General features: G+C 35.3%; 22 protein-coding genes. All 22 read right to left on the bottom strand.

The features are described 5' to 3' along the window. Positions 1-89 precede the first annotated feature (89 nt). The gene (gene sucD, locus D8M03_RS01795; RefSeq protein WP_121212965.1) at positions 90-992 is read right to left on the bottom strand and encodes a succinate--CoA ligase subunit alpha; all 903 of its coding nucleotides are present in this window, start codon (positions 990-992) and stop codon (positions 90-92) included. 19 nt (positions 993-1011) lie between these two features. Further along, complete coding sequence (gene sucC, locus D8M03_RS01790; protein WP_121212964.1) at positions 1012-2172, bottom strand: ADP-forming succinate--CoA ligase subunit beta; 1161 nt, start codon at positions 2170-2172, stop codon at positions 1012-1014. A 171-nt stretch (positions 2173-2343) separates the two neighbouring features. After that, on the bottom strand, positions 2344-2637 hold the full coding sequence (locus D8M03_RS01785; protein ID WP_121212963.1) for an EscU/YscU/HrcU family type III secretion system export apparatus switch protein: 294 nt from the start codon (positions 2635-2637) through the stop codon (positions 2344-2346). After that, on the bottom strand, positions 2634-4745 hold the full coding sequence (locus D8M03_RS01780) for a hypothetical protein (protein ID WP_121212962.1): 2112 nt from the start codon (positions 4743-4745) through the stop codon (positions 2634-2636). The genes D8M03_RS01785 and D8M03_RS01780 overlap by 4 nt, the downstream gene beginning before the upstream one ends. Next, a complete protein-coding gene (locus D8M03_RS01775; protein WP_121212961.1) occupies positions 4742-5530 on the bottom strand; it encodes a ribonuclease HII in 789 nt (262 codons plus the stop codon). The genes D8M03_RS01780 and D8M03_RS01775 overlap by 4 nt, the downstream gene beginning before the upstream one ends. 112 nt (positions 5531-5642) lie before the next feature. After that, complete coding sequence (gene ylqF / locus D8M03_RS01770) at positions 5643-6512, bottom strand: ribosome biogenesis GTPase YlqF (protein ID WP_121212960.1); 870 nt, start codon at positions 6510-6512, stop codon at positions 5643-5645. A gap of 69 nt (positions 6513-6581) precedes the next feature. After that, positions 6582-7145: a signal peptidase I gene (gene lepB, locus D8M03_RS01765; RefSeq protein WP_121212959.1), complete on the bottom strand. Its 564-nt coding sequence runs from the start codon at positions 7143-7145 to the stop codon at positions 6582-6584. A gap of 152 nt (positions 7146-7297) precedes the next feature. Further along, positions 7298-7642 carry a 50S ribosomal protein L19 gene (gene rplS, locus D8M03_RS01760; protein ID WP_121212958.1) on the bottom strand — a complete coding sequence of 115 codons (345 nt, stop codon included), beginning with the start codon at positions 7640-7642 and terminating at the stop codon, positions 7298-7300. Positions 7643-7742: 100 nt separating this feature from the next. Next, the gene (trmD, locus tag D8M03_RS01755; protein WP_121212957.1) at positions 7743-8495 is read right to left on the bottom strand and encodes a tRNA (guanosine(37)-N1)-methyltransferase TrmD; all 753 of its coding nucleotides are present in this window, start codon (positions 8493-8495) and stop codon (positions 7743-7745) included. Then, the gene (gene rimM, locus D8M03_RS01750; RefSeq protein WP_121212956.1) at positions 8495-9013 is read right to left on the bottom strand and encodes a ribosome maturation factor RimM; all 519 of its coding nucleotides are present in this window, start codon (positions 9011-9013) and stop codon (positions 8495-8497) included. Before rimM ends, trmD begins: the two co-directional genes overlap by 1 nt. Before the next feature lie 152 nt (positions 9014-9165). Then, positions 9166-9399, bottom strand: a complete 234-nt coding sequence (locus D8M03_RS01745; protein ID WP_121212955.1) for a KH domain-containing protein — start codon at positions 9397-9399, stop codon at positions 9166-9168. 14 nt (positions 9400-9413) lie between these two features. After that, positions 9414-9686, bottom strand: coding sequence for a 30S ribosomal protein S16 (rpsP, locus tag D8M03_RS01740; protein ID WP_097072112.1), 273 nt, complete (start codon positions 9684-9686; stop codon positions 9414-9416). A gap of 107 nt (positions 9687-9793) precedes the next feature. Further along, a complete protein-coding gene (gene ffh / locus D8M03_RS01735; protein ID WP_121212954.1) occupies positions 9794-11152 on the bottom strand; it encodes a signal recognition particle protein in 1359 nt (452 codons plus the stop codon). A 10-nt stretch (positions 11153-11162) separates the two neighbouring features. After that, complete coding sequence (locus tag D8M03_RS01730; protein ID WP_121212953.1) at positions 11163-11498, bottom strand: putative DNA-binding protein; 336 nt, start codon at positions 11496-11498, stop codon at positions 11163-11165. Between the two features lie 399 nt (positions 11499-11897). Beyond that, the gene (gene ftsY / locus D8M03_RS01725) at positions 11898-13121 is read right to left on the bottom strand and encodes a signal recognition particle-docking protein FtsY (protein WP_121212952.1); all 1224 of its coding nucleotides are present in this window, start codon (positions 13119-13121) and stop codon (positions 11898-11900) included. Between the two features lie 53 nt (positions 13122-13174). Next, the gene (smc, locus tag D8M03_RS01720) at positions 13175-16735 is read right to left on the bottom strand and encodes a chromosome segregation protein SMC (RefSeq protein ID WP_121212951.1); all 3561 of its coding nucleotides are present in this window, start codon (positions 16733-16735) and stop codon (positions 13175-13177) included. A gap of 1 nt (position 16736) precedes the next feature. Next, positions 16737-17498, bottom strand: a complete 762-nt coding sequence (gene rnc, locus D8M03_RS01715) for a ribonuclease III (protein ID WP_121212950.1) — start codon at positions 17496-17498, stop codon at positions 16737-16739. A 151-nt stretch (positions 17499-17649) separates the two neighbouring features. Continuing rightward, on the bottom strand, positions 17650-17886 hold the full coding sequence (gene acpP / locus D8M03_RS01710; protein WP_097072105.1) for an acyl carrier protein: 237 nt from the start codon (positions 17884-17886) through the stop codon (positions 17650-17652). A gap of 92 nt (positions 17887-17978) precedes the next feature. Next, entirely contained in the window at positions 17979-18725 is a 747-nt protein-coding gene (gene fabG / locus D8M03_RS01705) for a 3-oxoacyl-[acyl-carrier-protein] reductase (protein ID WP_121212949.1), read from the bottom strand. Position 18726: 1 nt separating this feature from the next. Then, positions 18727-19668 carry an ACP S-malonyltransferase gene (gene fabD, locus D8M03_RS01700; protein WP_121212948.1) on the bottom strand — a complete coding sequence of 314 codons (942 nt, stop codon included), beginning with the start codon at positions 19666-19668 and terminating at the stop codon, positions 18727-18729. 23 nt (positions 19669-19691) lie between these two features. Next, positions 19692-20687, bottom strand: coding sequence for a phosphate acyltransferase PlsX (gene plsX / locus D8M03_RS01695; RefSeq protein ID WP_121212947.1), 996 nt, complete (start codon positions 20685-20687; stop codon positions 19692-19694). After that, positions 20687-21259, bottom strand: coding sequence for a transcription factor FapR (gene fapR / locus D8M03_RS01690; RefSeq protein ID WP_121212946.1), 573 nt, complete (start codon positions 21257-21259; stop codon positions 20687-20689). The genes plsX and fapR overlap by 1 nt, the downstream gene beginning before the upstream one ends. Positions 21260-21318 lie beyond the last annotated feature (59 nt).

Below are 21318 nucleotides of genomic sequence, written 5' to 3'. Positions count from 1 at the left end.
CCCCTCATATTTTATAGAAGAAATGTAAAACGAGACGTGACCGCATTGAATAAAAAAAGTGTAACGCAAAGAAGCGTCACACCTTTATTTTAATGTGTCTTACATTTTTCGTATAGACCTTTTTCTTTTATAACTTTAATTAATGTTTCACCAATAACTGAAGGTGTTTCAGCAACTTCAATTCCTGCTTCATTCATTGCTTTAATTTTTTCTTTAGCAGTACCTTTACCACCAGAAATAATCGCTCCAGCATGTCCCATTCGTTTTCCAGGAGGTGCTGTTTGTCCACCGATAAAGCCTACGACAGGTTTTGTCATATTTGCTTTAATCCATTCTGCTGCTTCTTCTTCAGCTGTACCACCAATTTCCCCAATCATTACTACTGCATAAGTTTCTGGGTCATTATTAAATTCTTTTAATACATCGATAAAGTTTGTACCGTTTACAGGGTCTCCACCAATCCCTACTGCAGTAGATTGTCCGATACCAGCTTGTGTTAATTGATGGACTGCTTCATAAGTAAGCGTTCCAGAGCGTGACACTACTCCAACATGCCCTTTTTTATGGATATAACCAGGCATGATACCGATTTTACATTCATCAGCAGTAATTACTCCTGGACAGTTAGGACCAACTAATCGTGTTTTCTTACCTTCCATATAACGTTTTACTTTTACCATATCTAAAACCGGAATATGCTCAGTAATACAAATTGTAAGATCTAGTTCAGCGTCTACTGCTTCAATAATCGCATCTGCTGCAAATGGAGCTGGAACATAGATAACAGAAACATTTGCTCCTGTTTCTTGCACTGCTTCTTGCACTGTATTAAAGACCGGTACACCTTCAATCACTTGTCCACCTTTACCAGGTGTTACGCCAGCAACAATTTTTGTACCGTATTCTAGCATTTGTTTTGTATGGAAAAGGGCTGTTTCACCTGTAATACCCTGTACAATTACCTTTGTATCTGCATTAATATAAACACTCATGAAATGTCCTCCGCCTTCCTTAGCCTACAAGTTTCACTATTTTTTCGGCACCATCTGCCATTGAATCTGCTGCAACAATATTTAATCCAGATGCATTTAATAATTCTTTACCACGTTCTACATTTGTACCTTCTAAACGTACAACTAGAGGCACTTCTAACCCAACTTGTTTCGCTGCTGCAATAACACCTTCAGCAATTACGTCACATTTCATAATTCCACCGAAAATGTTAACGAAAATTCCTTTAACTTGTGGATCAGATAAAATGATTTTAAATGCTTCTGTTACTTTTTCAGTTGTTGCACCGCCTCCAACGTCTAGGAAGTTAGCGGGTTGTCCACCATAGTAACTAATTGTGTCCATAGTTGCCATTGCAAGACCAGCACCATTAACCATACAACCAATATTGCCATCTAAAGAAATATAACTTAAGTCGTATTTCGATGCTTCAATTTCTTTTGGATCTTCTTCATCAAAGTCTCTTAATTCAATAATATCTTTGTGACGATAAAGGGCATTTGAATCAAAATTAAACTTCGCATCAAGTGCCATAACTTCACCATTACCCGTTACAACTAAAGGATTGATTTCTAAAATTGATGCATCTTTATCAATAAATGCTTCATATAAACCTAGCATCAATTTTGCAGCTTTATTTACTAGTTTTGATGGAATATTCATATTAAAAGCCATACGACGTGCTTGGAATGGTAATAGTCCTGTAACTGGGTCAATTACTTCTTTAAAGATTTTTTCAGGAGTTTTTTCTGCAACCTCCTCAATATCCATTCCGCCTTCTTCTGAACCCATTAATGTTACTCTAGATGTTGCTCTATCTAGAATGAAACTTAAATAATATTCTTTTTCAATATCTGATCCTTCTTCTATGTAAAGGCGTTTTACTTCTTTACCTTCTGGACCTGTTTGATGTGTTACTAGTATTTTCCCTAACAATTCTTTTGCGTAAGTTCGAACTTCTTCAAGATTTTTGGCAATTTTCACACCACCAGCTTTACCGCGTCCACCTGCGTGGATTTGAGCTTTCACTACAGTAACATTAGAACCTAATTCTTTTGCTACCTTTACAGCTTCTTCTGGTGAAAATGCAACTCTACCATTTGGTACAGCTACGCCATACTTTCTTAAGATTTCCTTACCTTGGTATTCATGGATATTCATGAAATACATCCTCCAATCAGCATTCGGAAATTATTTTATTAACACATTATATTCTAAACAAATATTCTGACAAAGTCTATAATTGTTATAAAATCATTTTTTTCATTGTATTATGACAATTTTATCTAGTTTTAATAGAAAAACCTCTATTTATTTAATTGTTATACAATACTATTTTTTAGAATTTTCTGTACTGTAACTGCGATCTAACCTATAAATAAAGGCGAATACTTCTGCAACAGCTTGATATAATTCTTCGGGTATTGACTCATTTAAATCTAAATTTCCCAATAACTCAACTAAATTTCTATCTTCATAAATAGGCACATTATGAAGCGTTGCTTGTTCTAAAATGTTGTCTGCTATTTTTCCTTTTCCTTTAGCAACAACTCTTGGACTACTCGATTTTTCTTGATTATACGATAGTGCAATTGCTTCTTTTCGAATATACTTTTTATCGCTCATATGCGGATATCAACTCCACTTTGCGATTTATGATTATCTTTCACTTTATTTATCATTTCTGCTTTTTGAGGAACTACTTTTTCAAATTGCTTAAAAAATAAACCAGAAAGATGATAATCTCTTTCTAATAGTCCGTTTTTCAACGCTTCTTTAAGATGTTCAGCATAGTTTTCTAAATAAGGATCTTCATTAAATACATTGATAGTTACAATTCGATTTTGAACCTGCATATCTACCATTGTTTCCTTTAAAGCTTCCATATTTAAATAAAATAAAATTCTTACAAAATCCGAACTAATCTTACCATCTTTGCCCATTCTACCATTCCACTGAACTGTTGCATCTGTATTTTTTCCGAAGAAATGTAGTGGAATATGCATCACAATTTGATGTTGATGGCCATTTTCGACTGAATGTAACTGCATTCCATTCAACCTTGATAAAATACCTTCTGCTGCTTCTTTTACTGTTGCAGAAACTGCCGAATCTTGAATTAATGATAACAACTGTGGTTTTAATGAATGGATTTGATCTTGTAAATTCTGAGATTTAGTATTTAATAATGCTTCATAACTTAACCCTAAGCTTTTTAATATCGTTTTTACTGCATGCTCCATTGATTTCCCATCAATTGAAGAACGTATTTCATCATCTACTTGAGCAACTATTTGTTGTATAAATGGCTCTTGTGATTCATTTGCAGTTTTTAGTAAGTGAGAAAATGTAGTATTTACATTCATTTGAGATTCTGGTTTTAACAGGAAGAGTAAATTATCATTTTTAGAATACCCGGGTTCACTTAGTTCAAACTTATTAATACTCTCTGAAAATGCTTTTATTAATTGCTCATGCAGTTGCTTCACAAAAAGCTCAATCGTTTGAGGTGTTTTAGGCAATACTTCAAATCTATTTAATAATTGATGTAGTTGCTCTTTATGGTTTGCTGATAGTGGTTGTTCTTGTAGCCATGTTTTTAAATCAGTTAGCATTTTCGGAATACTTTCTACGTTTGCATTTGCAATCGCGTGTACAATGTCACTAGAAACTCCTTTAAGAAAAGCAGTCGAATTTCCTAATTGGCCTTGTAGTTGTTTAACAAACTGTTGTATTGAAGTGTCATTCTTCGGTACATTTTCAAATTCGTTAATTAATTGAAGAATTTGTTGTTTATTATTTATGTTACCCTCTATAGATTTTATCTGTTGAAGAATATTCGGTATTTCTTCTACCTTTGCTGTAGATAGTGATCGAATTAATTCATTTAACTGTGCATTCTCTAAACCTTTATTCGCTACTATTTTTTGAAACGATTGTGATAACCAATTATTCACATTTGCATCTTTGGGTAATATATTTGCTTCTTTTAAGAGATTAAGAGCATCAACACGACTTTGTTGATTTGCATTTTTGTCCATTAATTCCTGTACTGCCTTCGATAAAATCATTCCACTTGATTCACTTTCAAAAGGTTGTGCAATCCTTTGTAATGAAGCAAGAATATTTGATTTCATTTGAGGTAAAATTGTTGAATCATCATTTAATAGTTTAGATAAATTTAATAATTCTCCAGTAAATCCACTTGTTTTAGCCCCATTTAACAATCCATTAAAAATTTCCTTCGTGAATGGCATTTTTGTTTCAACCATCTTTTGAATAATTGCCAATGCCTCTTGTTTCATTGCATTGTCGGGAATATTTTTTAAAAAAGCTTCTGTTTGTACTATAGTTTCTTTATTAATTGGTAGTTGATTTTTTACAAAATACGCTAATATTTTTTGCATCTCCGCAGTTTTCGGCAAATTCATTGATTCAAGCAATTGATTTAATTGTTGAGTGGTTTGTGCTTGTTGCATTGGCCCTGTAACAACTTTTAATTCAGCTTGGGGGTTCATGTTTGTTACTTGAAAAAAATGCGAATCTCCTGCTTTTAAGGGTGTTTCTAGCTTAGCATATAATTTATGACTTCCCACTTGTATTTCAGCCATCTGATCAGGATAAAGTTTTTTTACTGTACCATGAAAAACCTGTCCTTGCTTTAATGTTAGAGGTTGATTTGACTGTAGTGTTGCTTGTTGTGATTGAATAGGATTAAAGGATGTGGATGTCATAGGAGTAATTCCTCCTTCTTATTCATCATTGATTTTATTGGTTCAAAACTTTTGCGATGTTCTGCTATTGGTCCGAATTGACGTAAAGCATCAAGATGTTGCTTTGTTCCATAGCCAGCATTTTTATCAAACCCATACATAGGGTATTGTTCGTGTAATCGATCCATAAATTCATCCCGGGCACATTTTGCTAAAATAGAGGCGGCAGCAATGGTTAAGCTTTTTGCATCACCTTTAATAATAGACTTTTGTGGTATAGAAATATCTAACTCTAGTGCATCTAAAATACAAAAATTCGGACGAACACTTAAAGATTCAATACAACTTTTCATCGATTGTTTTGTCGCTTCATATATGTTAATCTCATCGATTACTTCAACGCTTTGAAAATGGATTGAATAAGCAATTGCATAGTCTTTAATTATTTTTGCAAAATTTTCTCTCGCTTTACGAGTTAATTGTTTCGAGTCATTAATACCGACCAATTCTTTACAATCCTTTGGTAATATGACAGCTGCTGTTACAACAGGTCCAGCTAATGGTCCTCTTCCAGCTTCATCTGCACCGGCAAGCAATGCTTCTTCAAAAGGTAAAAATGACTGGTCGAATTTTAATTTTTGCTCATGTTCTTCCATCACAATCCGTTGTTTGGCTCTTCTCTTTTCCCATTGTTGAAATGCTTTCTGGACTCCAGCACGAGAATCTGCTTTTACTTCGTCCATCCAACTTTCATACTCTGTAGCCATATTTAAAGCATTTGTAATTTCTTTTATTGTTTTTACCATCTATTACACTTCCCTAAACTTACTATTCTTTTTATCGGCTATTTAAATGTACTATGTATTTTTGATGCAAAAAAGGGCACCACTTTCCTATTACATGGTACCCAAAAATATATTATAAAGATTCTTTTTCAATTTGTTCATCAACAATGTCAAAAGTTAATTTACCAAAGTTTTGATTTCTAATATCTCTCACGATAATTAAAGCAACTTGTTCATAATCTATTTCTCCACCTGGTCCATAAACTTTTCTTTTTTCACCAATAAGATCAAAGGTTTCAACTAAATTCTCATGAACAAAAGAAATTCCATAACGTTCTTCCATTCGCTGTGGATAATGGAGTGATAGAAACTTTAAACCGTATACAGCTAAGTCTTCCATATTAATGATTGTATCTTTTATAGCACCTGTTAAAGCTAGTTTTAAACCAACTTCTTGGTCCTCAAATTTCGGCCAAAGAATTCCTGGTGTATCTAGCAATTCTATGTCTTTCCCAACTTTAATCCATTGTTGTGACTTTGTTACACCTGGAGTATTCCCTGTCTTTGCAATATTCTTCTTAGCAAGACGATTAATTAACGTTGATTTCCCTACATTCGGTATTCCTACAATCATTGCACGAATAGCACGTGGTTTCATACCTTTTAACTTCATGCGTTCCCATTTTGGAGCAAGAATCTCTTGAGCGGCTTTTGTTACTTTTTGCAGACCTTTACCCTCTAATGAGTTAATAGCAATGGCAGTTTGTCCTTTTTCCGCAAAATAGTCTACCCATTTACGTGTTTCAGATTCATCTGCCATATCCGCCTTATTTAATATTAATAATCTCGGTTTTTGATGTATTACTTCGTCAATCATTGGATTTCTTGAAGACAAAGGCAATCGTGCATCAATTAATTCGAATATAATGTCAACAAGTTTTAATTTCTCAGAAACTTCCCTTCTAGCTTTTGCCATATGTCCTGGAAACCATTGTATAGTCATTGAAACTTCCTCCTTGTTGTTGCAAAAAGAAAAGGAGATTATCAAAACCTCCCCTTAAAATGCTACGTTTTATTTTACAATTTTTATTTCATCAAATGGCCAAAATACAATACTTGTACTACCAATAATTTTTTCTTCACTTACAATCCCGATATGACGGCTGTCCTTACTGTAACGGCGGTTATCCCCCATTACAAAAACATAGCCCTCTGGAATGACTTCTAAAGTCGGATCAACATCCTGTAATGTAAAATCTTGAGTAAGGGTACCCTCAGTTAATTCTGATTTATATTGATCTAGATATGGTTCATCATAAGGTTTACCATTTATATATAATTGATCATCTTTATACTCAATATAGTCACCTGGAAGCCCTATTACACGTTTAATATAATCTTTTCCTTCTGGAGCGTGGAAAACAACAATATCAAACCGTTTAGGCTCTCCTATTGTATAGCCAATTTTATTAACAATCATACGATCCCCATCAACTAAAGTGGGCATCATTGAATCACCATCAACTACAATTGGGGTAAATAAAAAGTATCGAATTATAACTGCGATTCCAAATGCTATTAGAAGTGCTTTAATCCATTCCCATAATTCATTTTTCTCTTTCTTAGCTTTTTCCATAAGAAAAAAATCCCCCCTTAATAATCATATTAATGAAAAAGGAGCATATGCTCAAATTTTAGCGATATATTAGATAATATTCAAAAAAGTTTATGCTTATAAATCTTCAAAAAGAAAGGGAGCTTGCCTTACAAGCCCCCATTCTAAATCGATTATCGAATTTCTTTAATACGAGCTGCTTTACCACGTAGGTTACGTAAATAGTAAAGTTTAGCACGACGTACTTTACCACGACGAGTAACTTCTAACTTAGCGATTTTTGGAGTGTGTACAGGGAATGTACGTTCAACACCAACACCGTAAGATACTTTACGAACTGTGAATGTTTCGCTAATACCGCCACCACGACGTTTAATTACAACACCTTCGAATACTTGGATACGCTCACGAGTACCCTCTACAACTTTCACGTGTACTTTTACAGTATCACCAGGACGGAAAGTTGGTAAATCTGTACGAAGTTGTTCTTTTGTAATTTCTGCGATAATGTTTGACATAATTTTCTCTCCTCTTAACAGATGCTCTTATAGTCATTATTTGGCTACAGCGGAACACCGTAATATGAGCGCTTCACATAGAAGCACAGAATGTATAATATCATAATTGCTTTGGTTTTTGCAAGTTATTTTCATTCTTTAATTTATCAAGAAAGCTCTGTTGCCTTTTGGTTAATTCAATGTGTTCAAATAGGTCTGGTCTTCTCTCGAATGTACGCTTTATCGATTGTTCTTCACGCCATTCTTCAATTTTACCATGGTTTCCAGACGTTAATACTTCAGGTACTTTCATCCCTCTAAAATCAGCTGGACGAGTATAATGTGGATGTTCTAATAAACCTGTTGAAAAAGAATCGTGGATATGAGAATCTTCTTGTCCTAAAACACCTGGTAGGAGTCGAACTACCGCATCAATAACCGTCATAGCTGGTAACTCACCACCAGTTAAAACAAAATCACCAATCGAGATCTCATCCGTCACTAAAAATTCGCGTATGCGTTCATCATATCCTTCATAATGACCACATAAAAAAATTAACTCTTCTTCTTTCGCAAGTTCTTCTGCTTTTTTCTGAGTGAATCGTTCGCCTTGTGGACACATTAGAATAATTCTCGGTTTTCGCCCTTGCGTGATTTGTTCAACAGCTTGGAACATTGGCTCTGGTTTTAATACCATACCAGCTCCACCACCATATGGATAATCGTCTACTTGTTTATGTTTATTATCACTAAAATCTCGAATATCTGAGACGTTTAATGTGACTAATTCTTTTTCTTGAGCTTTTTTTAAAATTGAGGATCCAAATACACCAGTAAACATATCCGGAAATAAACTTAAAACATGAATATTCATTACAATAATCCTTCCATGACATGAATCGTAATTTTTTTCTCTTCCACATCAATGTTTTTAACAACATCCTCAATATAAGGGATATAGTGTTTTTTGCCATTAGATGCTTTTATTTCCCATACATCATTGGCACCGGTTTCTAAGATGTCACTTACCGTACCAATAAGATCCCCTACTTCAGAAAACACTTCACAGCCAATAATTTCGAAGTAGTAATATTCGTTTTCTTCAAGTTCATCATCTTCAAGTTGATCTTTTGTAACTTTTAGCATACCTTCTTTAAACGGCTCAACTAAATTAATATTATTGTATCCTTCAAAGGTAAGTAAAATAAAGTTTTTATGTTTTCTTGAGCTTTCTACAGTTACCCAAATTGGTTTTTTCTCATCTTTTTTAAATACTGCTAATTTACTTCCGGGTGCAAAGCGTATTTCTTCAAAATCCGTTGATGAAAGTACACGTACTTCTCCACGTATCCCATGTGTATTTACAATTCTACCTACATTAAACCATTCCATATAAAATCCACCTTTGTTAAAGTCAAAATAATTGATTGACATAATCATACTAAAATGAGTAATAAAAAAGAAGGGAAAGCCTATTAAAGGTCCCCTTCTAGTTTGAAAAGCTTTAAGCTAATTTGCCTAAGCAAGTGCCTTCCACTTTTCTATTAATCCAATATATCGACGTACGTCTTTTTCTTATGGTGACCACCAGCAGCTGAGTAAACAATTGTACGAATCGCTTTAGCAACGCGCCCTTGTTTGCCTATTACTTTTCCTCGATCTTGTGGATGTACAGAAAGTTTATAAACAATTCGACTTGAATTTTCGTCCGTCTCAATACGAACTTCTTCAGGAAAATCGACTAGTGGTTTTACGATTGTTTCAATCAGCAACTGCATAGTGGCACCTCCGATTATTTACTGAATTTTTGGTTGTGGAATTTTTCCATGATACCTTTTTCTGAGAAAAGGTTACGTACAGTGTCAGATGGTTTTGCACCATTAGCTAACCATTGAAGAGCTTTCTCTTCATCGATTGTTAAAGTAGCTGGTGTAGTTAGTGGGTTGTAAGTACCTACTGTTTCGATTTGACGTCCGTCACGTGGTGAACGAGAGTCAGCTACAACGATACGATAGAAAGGAGATTTTTTAGCTCCCATACGTTTTAAACGAATTTTTACTGCCATGTTTATTTGCACCTCCGAATAAGTTTCACACAAGATAGAATATTATCAAGTTTCTTGTTGTTTGTAAAGTGTTTTTTCTTAACACCTAATAATTTAACATAAAAATGTTATTTAAACAATGAATCTAGCCCAGGTAATTTCATTTTTTTCTTACCTTTTCCTTGGGCCATACCTGTCATTTGCTTCATCATTTTTTTCATATCTTCAAATTGCTTTAGTAATCTGTTTACTTCTTGAATCGTTGTCCCTGATCCAGTTGCAATACGCTTTTTACGGCTAGAATTAATAATTTCTGGATTCGTTTTTTCAGCAGGTGTCATTGAATAAATAATTGCTTCAATACGCCCCATTTGTTTCTCATCCACTTTTACATTATCTAACCCTTTAATTTTATTGGCACCAGGAAGCATCTTTAATAATTCGTCAAGAGGTCCCATTTTTTTCAATGCTTGTAATTGTTCTACAAAGTCATCAAATGTAAAGCTTTGCGACATGAATTTTTCTTCCAGCTCTTTCGCCTTTTCCATGTCCACATTCGCTTGCGCTTTTTCAATAAGCGAAAGAACATCACCCATACCTAAAATACGGGAAGCCATTCGATCTGGGTGGAAAGGTTCTAATGCATCCATTTTTTCACCCATACCAACATATTTAATTGGCTTATCCGTTACAGCACGAATTGATAATGCAGCACCACCACGAGTATCACCATCTAATTTTGTTAGTACAACACCCGTGATGCCAACAGTTTCATTGAAGCTTTGCGCTACATTAACAGCATCTTGCCCTGTCATTGCGTCTACTACTAAAAATACTTCATCTGGTTCTTTTAGCGCTTTAATATTTTTTAGTTCATCCATCAATTGTTCGTCAATATGAAGTCGACCAGCTGTATCGATAATCACTACATCATGATGTTCTTCTTTCGCTTGTTCAAGGGCTTGACGAGCAATTTCCACTGGTGAAACATCATTACCTAATGCAAAAACAGGAATCGATAATTGTTTCCCTAATGTTTGCAATTGTTGAATGGCTGCAGGGCGGTAAACATCGGCTGCAACAAGCAATGGCTTACGATTGTATTTCTTCCGTAAAACATTCGCTAATTTCCCAGTTGTCGTTGTTTTACCAGCACCTTGTAAACCAACCATCATGATGACTGTAGGTGGTTTGTTATTGAAATTGATAGGGCTTTGTTCTCCACCCATTAATGCAACTAATTCGTCTTGCACAATTTTAATAACCTGTTGGCCTGGTGTTAAACTTTTCATTACCTCTACGCCAACTGCACGTTCACTTACTTTTTTAACAAAGTCTTTTACAACTTTTAAGTTAACGTCGGCTTCAATTAATGCAAGTCGCACTTCTCGCATCATTTCTTTTACATCTTGTTCGGAAACTTTTCCTTTACCTTTAATCTTTTGGATTGTATTTTGGAGTCGTTCCGCTAATCCTTCAAATGCCATGTCTAGCCTCCTAATCCGTTTCCTTTAATTGTAATATCAATGCAAGACGTTCTTCCATAGTTGAAGATTCATCTTTGATTGCTTCAGTCAATTTTTCAAGGATTTGCTGACGTTGCCCGAATTTTTCAAATAGCTTTAATTTATCTTCATATTCCTCAAGCATCGACTCTGTACGACGAATATTATCGTATACAGCTTGGCGTGAAACTTTATAACTTTCTGCAATTTCCCCTAGGGAAAGATCATCTAAGTAATAAAGTTCCATATAACTACGTTGTTTATCTGTTAATAATGCTTGATAAAAGTCGAAGAGAAAGTTCATGCGTGTTGTTTTTTCAAGTAGCATCAATATCTCTCCAATCATAATTAGTCTACTGTATCATATATGCTTTCCCCAGTGTCTGTCAAGGGAATTCCCTTGTCCAATAACTATGTCAAGACTCATTTCGTTTACTCGCCTTTGATAATTGGAAACCAAAATAACCTCAATAGTGAGTGCATCAACTGTTTTTTAGGAAAAAGCCGCGCAATAACTACTATACAAGCTTAGCTTTTTATCCAGAATGCCCAATCACAAACTGAGAGAAGGTTTCTAGCAAACTATAAATATACAATATCAACAAAATGCCTTTTAAATTCACCAAAATTTTGCAGAAAAATCAAAATTATATACTAAGCTATTATAATCACTTCAAAATAAAAACTACTTCAGTATTATTTTACACATACTGAAGTAGCTTATTTTTTAATCTTCTATATTCTTAAGTTCTTTTTCTAAGCCTTCTGCGAATAATCCATAAACATAACGTTCAGCATCAAATGGTTGCAAATCGTCCATTTTTTCACCAAGTCCAACAAATTTTACTGGAATATGAAGTTTGTTACGAATTGCTAGTACAATACCACCTTTTGCAGTACCATCTAGTTTCGTTAAGACAATACCCGTTACATTTGTTGCTTCTTTAAATGTCTGTGCTTGAACAAGTGCATTTTGACCCGTTGTTGCATCAAGTGCTAGTAATACTTCATGGGGAGCATTTGGAATTTCACGAGATATTACACGATGTACTTTTTCTAATTCTTTCATTAAATTCACTTTATTTTGTAAACGTCCAGCAGTATCACAAATTAATACATCAGCTCCGCGTTTTTTCGCTGCAGCAATTGCATCATAGATTACTGCTGCTGGATCGGAACCTTCTGATTGCTTAATAACTTCACAACCTACACGGTCTCCCCATACTTGAAGTTGATCAATTGCACCTGCACGGAATGTATCACCCGCAGCAAGTACTACTGATTTACCTTGAGATTTCAGACGGTGTGCTAATTTACCAATTGTAGTAGTTTTACCAACACCATTTACCCCTACGAAAAGAATAACAGTTAACTCGCCATCTGGTTGCATATTTAACTCTGCAATATTTTCTTCGCCTGCTTCGTAAATTTCAACAAGCTTTTCTGAAATTATTGCTTGAATGCCTTCTGTGTCTTTTATGTTTTTTCGTTGTACTTCAAAACGTAATTTGTCCATTAGTTCCATCACAGTTTCAAATCCAACGTCAGCTTGTAATAATACTTCTTCTAACTCTTCAAAGAAATCTTCGTCAACTTTACGATAACGAGCAACTAAATCGTTTACCTTTGAAGTGAAAGAATCTCGTGTTTTCGCTAAGCCCAATTTGAATTTTTGTGTGATTGACCAAGCTGATGGTTTCTTTTCAACAACAGGTTCTGGCATTGTCTCTTCAACATCTGTAGAAAGGGCTGTAGATTCCTCTTGTGGTTGCTCTACTTCTTCAACTACTTCTTCTACAATTTCCTCTACCGGTTCTGTTACTTGATCTTGCTTAGCATCTTCTAAATCCGCATCAGATTCAGCTTCGTTCGTCAGGTCCGTTTCCTGAACCTTTTCTTCCTCCGAGCTACCACCAATTAGTTTTTCTTTTAAACGTTTAAAAAAGCTCATAATTCTCGCTCCTTTGATATTAAACAGAATATACACCAGTTCTATACGACTACCTATCTGCTAAGAAGGGCTTCTTCTTCAAGTTTTACTGACACAAGTTTTGAAACCCCAGACTCTTGCATCGTGATACCGTATAAAACATCTGCCCCTTCCATCGTTCCTTTTCGATGAGTGATGACAATAAACTGTGTATCATTACTTAATTTTCTTAAATATTCACTGTAACGTTGAACGTTTGCTTCATCCAGTGCAGCTTCCACCTCATCCAAAATAACGAATGGGACTGGGCGTGTATTTAGTATCGCAAATAACAAAGCGATTGCCGTTAATGCTCTTTCTCCCCCTGACAATAAACTTAAACTTTGAAGTTTTTTACCAGGTGGTTGCGCAACAATTTCGATACCTGTCTCTAAAAGATTGTCAGGATCCAGCAATACTAAATCAGCTTGTCCTCCACCGAATAACTCACGGAAAACAACTTTAAATTGCGATTGAATCATAGAGAACGTTTCGCCAAATCGAATTGACATCTCTTCATCCATTTCTTTAATCGCCTCATGTAAAGTTTCCTGTGCTTCCAGTAAATCATTGCGCTGTTCTGATAAAAACGTATGTCTTTCTAATACGCGTTCATATTCATCTATCGCTGTAAGATTAACAGGGCCGAGTTCTTCTATAGATTGTTTTAGTAGTTTTACTTTACGTCTTAATTGTTCCACATCAGTTATTTCTACTGCTATTTCTTGAGCCTCTTCGAAATCAAGTTCATATTGCTCATCTAACTGTACATGTAGACGATTCATTTCATACTCTATTCGACTTTTGCTCACTTCAATGGAGCGTAGACTTTCTAAAAAGCCTTTATGAATTCGTTGTAATTCTTTTAATTCGTTTTCAAGCTTAGACAACTTTAGCTGATGATTCGAACGGGCTTCTCTACTAGTTTGAATTTTATTTGTTAATTCTTCTTTTCTTTTTGTCCATTCTATCATCGTTTTTTCAATTTCTTCTTCAGATGGACTATTTAATTCACTATTTTCAATCCATTGAATTTCTTGAAGAATTGAATCAACTTGTTGCTTTGCTTTTGTACGTTTTAAAGCAATATCTGCTGTAGCAATTTGAATTTGACTCAATTGCTCTTGAACTACTGCAAGTTCTGCACGTTTTGAAGCCGACTGTTCACGTAAACTATCTTTTTCTGTTTCCGTTTGTACTTTTAATTTAGTCAATTGTTCAACTTTATCATTTAGTTCATGAAGTTCAAGCTTTAATTGTTGGAGTCGAATTTCCGATTGCTCCTTTTGCTGTAACAGTGTAGTTTTTCTTGATGTTACGGAGGATTGTTCGGAAGTTGCAACATTAACTGTCGCTTGTAGGCTCTTTTCCTCTACTTCTAATTCAACAATTTTTGAGCGGTGTTCTAACTCCTCTTTTCGAAGGGCTTCACCTTCTAGCTTAAGAATCTCTAGTTGTTCTCGTAGGGTGGAGATGCTTTCCTTTTCAACAGACAACGTTTTTTCTGCTTGGACTATGGAAACTTCCATTTGCTGAAGTTTAATTGTTAAATCATCAAGTTCAGCTTTACGAGTAAACAATGATGATTGTTGCTTCGAAGCCCCCCCTGTTAAAGAACCGCCAGCATTCACTATATCACCATCAAGAGTTACAACTCGATATCTGTATCCACAACTTCTAGCAATTTCACTAGCTCCTTCAAGATTTGAAGCAACTAGTACATTCCCTAATAAATTTTCAGCAATGGTTTGATTCGAATCCTCAAAACTTACTAAATCAACTGCAAGGCTAATAAATGCAGGGTGACTTTTGACTGTTGCATATTGATGAGGTTGGAGTAAGCGTGATTTCATAACTGTTTTCGGTAAAAAAGTAGCTCGTCCAGCACGTTTTACTTTTAACCACCCAATTGCTTTTTGTGCATGTTGTTCTGTTTCTGTAACAATATGCTGAGATGCTGCCCCAAGAGCTGTTTCAATTGCTTTTGAATATTTTCCTTCAACTTGGATTAATTCTGCAACGGCACCTTCAATTCCTAATAACTCGCCTCGATCACGGGCATGTAGAATATCCTTTACCCCTTGAAAGAAACCTGAAAAATCAGCTTCTAACTCGGCTAAAGTATCTTTACGACTTTTTAGTTGCTGTTGGTGCTGATAAGCTTGATACAACATCTTTTGTTTCTCTTCAAATGAATCTGTTTTTGACTTCAGCTTCATTTGAAGTATTTCATGTTGCTCTAAGCGGTCTTTTAATTTGTTTTCAATATCTAGTAAGATTGATTGAAGCTTTTTCTTTGTTTCTACGACAATTTCTAATTTTTTAACCATCTCTGAGGAACGGTCATTCATCCGCTCAGTCGTTTCTTGATATTGAGTTAGTTGTTGATCAATATGCTTCAATTCATTTTTGACTGTCGCTTCTTCATTTAATAAATCGATATATTTATTTTTCGATTGCTCAATTTCTTGTTCAATTTCAAGTGCTGATGAATTTAAAGTTAGCTCTAATTGCTTAAGTTCACTTTTAAGTGTTTGAACTTCTTTTTGTTTTTCAGCAAATAGTTGTTTATTCTGTTCCTCGTTGGTTGCAAGTTCAACCTGTTCTTCTTGAGCTTGCTTTAAAGAAAGTTGAAGTTGATTTAATTGCTTTTGTGCATTTAAACGTTTTTCTTTCATTAAAGCTTTTCGACCATCCCAACGTTCTACCTCAGAACTAGCTTCTACAAGTTGTTCTTGGGTAATGTCCAGGTCACTATCAAGTTTCTTTAATTGGCCGCGAATGTCAGATACTAGCGCTTCAATCTTATTGATTTCCAAATGATGTTGTTGTTCAGTTTGTTGCAAGTGTACAAATTCAGAATTAACTTGCTTTAAATTCTCACTATAATGTGATAAATCGTTAACAATTAAAGCTATATCAAATTCCCTTAGTTCTTCGGTCATTTTGACATAATCTTTTGCAGCAGATGCTTGAATTTTTAAAGGTTCGAGACGACTATCTAATTCATGTAAAATATCTAAAACACGATGTAAATTTTCATCTGTTTCGACTAGTTTATGCTCTGCTTTTTTCTTACGAATTTTATATTTTAATACCCCTGCCGCTTCTTCAAAAATGGTTCTACGGTCATCTGGGCGGCTATTTAAAATTTCATCAACACGGCCTTGCGAAATAATCGAAAATGCTTCTTTACCTAATCCCGAATCTAAAAATAAATCTGTAATATCTTTGAGGCGACATTGCTGATTATTAAGTAAATATTCACTATCGCCCGAACGATATACTCGTCTTGTTACACTTATTTCAGAAAAGGGTATTGATATTTTTTCATCTTCATTATCTAAAACTAATGTTACTTCCGCAAAGTTTAGCGGTTTTCGAGATTCACTTCCAGCAAAGATGACATCCTCCATTTTAGAGCCACGCAAACTTTTTGCGGATTGTTCTCCTAAAACCCAACGAATCGCATCCGTTACATTACTCTTCCCACTACCATTGGGGCCGACAACAGCCGTTACACCAGGTACAAAATCTATTCCAATCCGATCTGCAAACGATTTAAAGCCTATTACTTCAAGTCGTTTAAGGAACATATTATTCCTCCTTAATCGCGGACTGATTTAGTGTAATCATTGCATTTTGGGCAGCTTGTTGTTCAGCCTCTTTTTTCGATTTACCTCGACCAATCCCTAGTTCTTGATCGTTTAATAATACGCGAGAAACAAAAGTACGATTATGTGCAGGTCCTTTTTCATCTACAATTTCATAATGTAATACGCCATTGTTAGATTGTTGAACCATTTCTTGTAGTTGACTTTTAAAATCCATCACATGCGAAAAAGCACCGACTTCTACTTTAGGGAACACAATTCTTTCTAAGAAGGAAACGACAACCTCTAAACCTTGATCTAAATATAGTGCACCAATGAATGATTCAAACACGTCTGCAAGTAGTGCTGGACGCTCACGACCACCCGTAAGTTCCTCACCCTTACCTAACAAAACATATTTGCCGAAATTTAATTCATTAGCAAAAATAACGAGAGAAGGTTCACATACAATTGATGCACGTAACTTAGTTAATTCTCCCTCACTCATATGTGGATATCTTTCAAAAAGATATTTAGATACAGAAAGTTCAAGTACTGCGTCTCCTAAAAACTCTAGTCGTTCGTTGTCGGTAAATAGTTTTCGACGATGCTCATTCACATAAGATGAATGGGTAAATGCTTGGTATAACAATGTTTTATTACGAAAATATATATTTAATTCCTCTTGTAAAAATTCAAATTGATGTTTTACTTTCTCTGGTAAAACACCCACTTTTTGAATGTTACCTTTTTTTCTTATTGTCATGAACAATCTGCCTTCCTAATAGATTCTACCGTTTAGTTTACCTTGTTCAACTGTAGAAATTCAACTTTTCTTTCCAAATTAAAAATACTGTAATATGAAAAGAGGCACTTCTTGGTATTTTTTCAAATGCCAATGTGCCTCTTATAAAAGATTAGCCTAATTTACTTTCAATATAACTGATAGCATCGCCAACAGTTCCGATTTTTTCAGCATCTTCATCTGAAATTTCCATATCAAACTCATCTTCTAGTTCCATTACTAATTCAACAACATCTAATGAGTCTGCTCCTAAATCTTCACGGAATGAAGCTTCAACTTTCACTTCGCTTTCGTCAACACCTAAACGGTCAACTACTACTTTTGTTACACGCTCTAATACTGTAGCCAAGATGGTCACCTCCCCTCAATAGTATACATAAAAAACATAATTGTTCAAAGATTGACAGCAATATTATTCAATAAATAATATTTTTTTAAGGATTACATATACATTCCGCCATCAATATGCAATGTTTGTCCAGTCATATAACTAGAATCATCTGATGATAAGAATACTACTGCTTTCGCAATATGTTCTGGTTGTCCTAATGTTCCTAGTGGAATTTGGGCTAACATCGCCCCTTTAACATCCTCTGGTAAGGCATCTGTCATTTCTGTCGTAATGAATCCAGGAGCGATGGCATTTACTAATATATTTCGCGACGCAAGTTCTCTTGCAGTCGTTTTTGTTAAACCAATCACACCCGCTTTGGCTGCAACATAGTTTGCTTGTCCAGCATTACCTATAGTTCCAACAATTGATGAAATATTAATAATACGGCCAGCTCGTTGTTTCATCATTTGACGTGTCACAGCTTTTGTACAAAGGAAAACACCTTTTAAGTTCGTGTTAATTACATCGTCCCATTCTTCTTCCTTCATACGCATTAAGAGATTATCTCTTGTAATTCCAGCATTGTTTACTAAGATGTCTATAGAACCGAATTGTTCGATCGCAGCAGACATTAAATTTTGTACAGCATCAGCGTCACCAACATTACCTTGAACAGCGATGGCATTTGTACCAATTGTTTTTATCTCTTCTACAACTTCTAGTGCTTTTCCTTCACTTCCGCTATAGTTTACGACAACATTTGCACCTTCTCTAGCTAACTCTAAAGCAATTGCACGTCCAATCCCTCTAGAGGCTCCCGTTACGACTGCAGTTTTACCATCTAATTTCCCCAAATTATTCACCCCTTAATGCTTCGATCACTTCATTTAATGAAGTTTCGTCAAATACACAATAAGTGCTAACTGAACGGTCGATTTTCTTTACTAATCCTGATAGAACTTTACCTGGACCGCATTCAATAAATGTTGTAACACCTTGCTCAAGCATATAACGTACAGAATTTTCCCATTGAACTGGTGAATAAACTTGTTCAACAAGTTCATGTTGAATAGCAGATACATCTTCAATTTCTTTTGCCCATACATTTCCGATAACCGGAATGTCTGGTTGTGAAATTTCAATGTTCTTTAATGCATCACCTAATTTTTCTGATGCTGCTCGCATTAATTCTGAATGGAATGGGCCACTAACAACTAGAGGTATTGCTCGTTTTGCTCCTGCTTGTTTTGCTTCGACGCAAGCCTTTTCAACTCCTGCTTTTGTTCCAGAAATTACGATTTGTCCAGGACAATTTAAGTTTGCAATCTGAACAACATCGCCTTCATTTGTTACTTTATCAGTTACTTCCTTTAATGCATCAGCAGGCATTCCTAAAATAGCTGCCATTGCACCTTGTCCAGCAGGCACAGCTTCATCCATATATAGACCACGTTTATGAACAATTTGAACTGCATCTTCAAATGAAATGGAATTAGAAGCAACTAACGCACTATATTCACCTAAAGAATGTCCGGCAGTAAAATCCGGTACGATGCCCGCTTCTTTTAATTTTGCTGCTACCATTACCCCAGTAGTTAATAACGCTGGTTGTGCATTGTAAGTTAACGTTAATTCTTCTTGAGGACCCTCAAGCATTAATTTTGAAAGAGAAAAACCTAAAACATCATCAGCTTTATCATAAAATGTTTTACTATTAACATCATTTTGGACAAACTCTGCCCCCATACCTACTTGTTGAGAACCTTGCCCCGGAAAAATAAATGCAATTTTCGTCATGTCTATCCCCTTTTCAATATCCCTTATTGTTGAACTGGATTATCAGCAATTGTTGTTTTAATCACATCTGTAACATTATGTTCAACCATGATTGATGCCTGGCGAATCGCATTATAAATCGCCCTAGCATTGGAAGAACCATGTGCTTTTACAACAGGTGCTTGGAGACCAAATAATGCAGCTCCTCCATGTTCAGAATAGTCTAGTTTTGACTTTAAACCTTTCATTTCACCTTTTACTAATAGTGCTCCAATTTTCGTTTTCCCTGAAGCCATGAACACATCTTTTATCATGGACATTAATGCTCCAGCAGTTCCTTCGATTGTTTTTAGAACCATATTACCTGTAAATCCATCTGTTACAACAACATCAGCAACATTATCTAATAAATCTCTGGCTTCTACATTCCCAACAAAGTTTAGATCTGCTTCTTTTAATAAACCGAAAACAGATTTTGTAAGGTCATTACCTTTCTTTTCTTCCGTTCCAATATTTAATAAACCGATACGTGGATTATCAATACCACGTACTTTTTTGGCATAAATATTTCCCATAATTGCATATTGGACAAGATTTTCTGGCTTTGCATCAGCATTTGCCCCAAGATCAAGCATTAAAAATCCTTTACCATCAATTGTTGGTAAAGTTGTAGCTAATGCTGGACGTGAAACACCTTCTATACGTCCCACTTTGAATAAACCGCCAGCCATCAATGCTCCCGTATTTCCTGCAGATAAACAAGCATCTGCACGCCCCTCATTGACTGCTTCTAACATACGGGCCATTGAAGAATCCTTTTTTCGACGTACTGCACGAGCTGGATCATCCTCTGCTTCGACTACTTCTTCACAATGAATTACTTGTAGACGGCTATGTTCTTTTAACAATGGCTGTAATTCTCGTTGATTTCCATAGAGTTGTATTTCGATATTTGGAAACTCGTCTAATGCAAGCAGTACACCTTCTACTACCGCTTTAGGCGCATTGTCTCCACCCATGCCATCAATTGCTAATTTCATTATTGTACACTACCTTTCGTGCGATACATCTCAAATTCACCTTTAAACACTTTATCATTATTGACAGTTGATACGACATCTATATATGTTCTATTTTTTTCATCATCTTGACCACGAACAATTGCTTTTGTAATTACTCTATCACCAGCTTTTACTGGTCTAATAAAAGAAACATTCGCTTTTACTGTTAAGGCAAGTTCGTCATCAATAACAGCAACAGCAAGAGAGTTTGCTTGTGCAAATAAATGATGTCCCCTAGCAATCCCGTTACGTTGGAAAACATGCTCTTGGCCAACGTCAAAAATAGAAATTGCACGATTATCTAATTCGATATCAATAATTTCACCAATTACTTCATCTATCGGTAGAGATTTAACTTCATTTTCATAATTTTTTGCAGCAACATCTTTAATTCTTTCGCGTAATTCCGGAATGGCTAATTCCATTCGGTCAAGGCGAATCGTTTGTACACTAACATTAAATTGGGAAGCTAGTTGTTCATCAGTGACGAATGGATTTTCTGCAATTGTTTCTGTTAGAAGACGTTGCCTTTCTTTTTTCGTCCTTTTCATTCAATCGTCACCTACTTCCGAATTATTTAGCACTTGGTACTAATACCAGTATACATTTC

Source organism: Ureibacillus endophyticus, from assembly GCF_003628435.1.
Classification (GTDB): domain Bacteria; phylum Bacillota; class Bacilli; order Bacillales_A; family Planococcaceae; genus Ureibacillus; species Ureibacillus endophyticus.
Note: the sequence above shows the minus strand (reverse complement) of the source record. Positions and strands in the feature narration are given on the sequence as shown.

What these genes read in the sequence shown, in the direction of transcription:
- sucD (WP_121212965.1), bottom strand. Translation starts at nt 992, where the DNA reads ATGAGTGTTTATATTAATGCAGATACAAAGGTAATTGTACAGGGTATT.
- sucC (WP_121212964.1), bottom strand. Translation starts at nt 2,172, where the DNA reads ATGAATATCCATGAATACCAAGGTAAGGAAATCTTAAGAAAGTATGGC.
- D8M03_RS01785 (WP_121212963.1), bottom strand. Translation starts at nt 2,637, where the DNA reads ATGAGCGATAAAAAGTATATTCGAAAAGAAGCAATTGCACTATCGTAT.
- D8M03_RS01780 (WP_121212962.1), bottom strand. Translation starts at nt 4,745, where the DNA reads ATGACATCCACATCCTTTAATCCTATTCAATCACAACAAGCAACACTA.
- D8M03_RS01775 (WP_121212961.1), bottom strand. Translation starts at nt 5,530, where the DNA reads ATGGTAAAAACAATAAAAGAAATTACAAATGCTTTAAATATGGCTACA.
- ylqF (WP_121212960.1), bottom strand. Translation starts at nt 6,512, where the DNA reads ATGACTATACAATGGTTTCCAGGACATATGGCAAAAGCTAGAAGGGAA.
- lepB (WP_121212959.1), bottom strand. Translation starts at nt 7,145, where the DNA reads ATGGAAAAAGCTAAGAAAGAGAAAAATGAATTATGGGAATGGATTAAA.
- rplS (WP_121212958.1), bottom strand. Translation starts at nt 7,642, where the DNA reads ATGTCAAACATTATCGCAGAAATTACAAAAGAACAACTTCGTACAGAT.
- trmD (WP_121212957.1), bottom strand. Translation starts at nt 8,495, where the DNA reads ATGAATATTCATGTTTTAAGTTTATTTCCGGATATGTTTACTGGTGTA.
- rimM (WP_121212956.1), bottom strand. Translation starts at nt 9,013, where the DNA reads ATGGAATGGTTTAATGTAGGTAGAATTGTAAATACACATGGGATACGT.
- D8M03_RS01745 (WP_121212955.1), bottom strand. Translation starts at nt 9,399, where the DNA reads ATGCAGTTGCTGATTGAAACAATCGTAAAACCACTAGTCGATTTTCCT.
- rpsP (WP_097072112.1), bottom strand. Translation starts at nt 9,686, where the DNA reads ATGGCAGTAAAAATTCGTTTAAAACGTATGGGAGCTAAAAAATCTCCT.
- ffh (WP_121212954.1), bottom strand. Translation starts at nt 11,152, where the DNA reads ATGGCATTTGAAGGATTAGCGGAACGACTCCAAAATACAATCCAAAAG.
- D8M03_RS01730 (WP_121212953.1), bottom strand. Translation starts at nt 11,498, where the DNA reads ATGCTACTTGAAAAAACAACACGCATGAACTTTCTCTTCGACTTTTAT.
- ftsY (WP_121212952.1), bottom strand. Translation starts at nt 13,121, where the DNA reads ATGAGCTTTTTTAAACGTTTAAAAGAAAAACTAATTGGTGGTAGCTCG.
- smc (WP_121212951.1), bottom strand. Translation starts at nt 16,735, where the DNA reads ATGTTCCTTAAACGACTTGAAGTAATAGGCTTTAAATCGTTTGCAGAT.
- rnc (WP_121212950.1), bottom strand. Translation starts at nt 17,498, where the DNA reads ATGACAATAAGAAAAAAAGGTAACATTCAAAAAGTGGGTGTTTTACCA.
- fabD (WP_121212948.1), bottom strand. Translation starts at nt 19,668, where the DNA reads ATGACGAAAATTGCATTTATTTTTCCGGGGCAAGGTTCTCAACAAGTA.
- plsX (WP_121212947.1), bottom strand. Translation starts at nt 20,687, where the DNA reads ATGAAATTAGCAATTGATGGCATGGGTGGAGACAATGCGCCTAAAGCG.
- fapR (WP_121212946.1), bottom strand. Translation starts at nt 21,259, where the DNA reads ATGAAAAGGACGAAAAAAGAAAGGCAACGTCTTCTAACAGAAACAATT.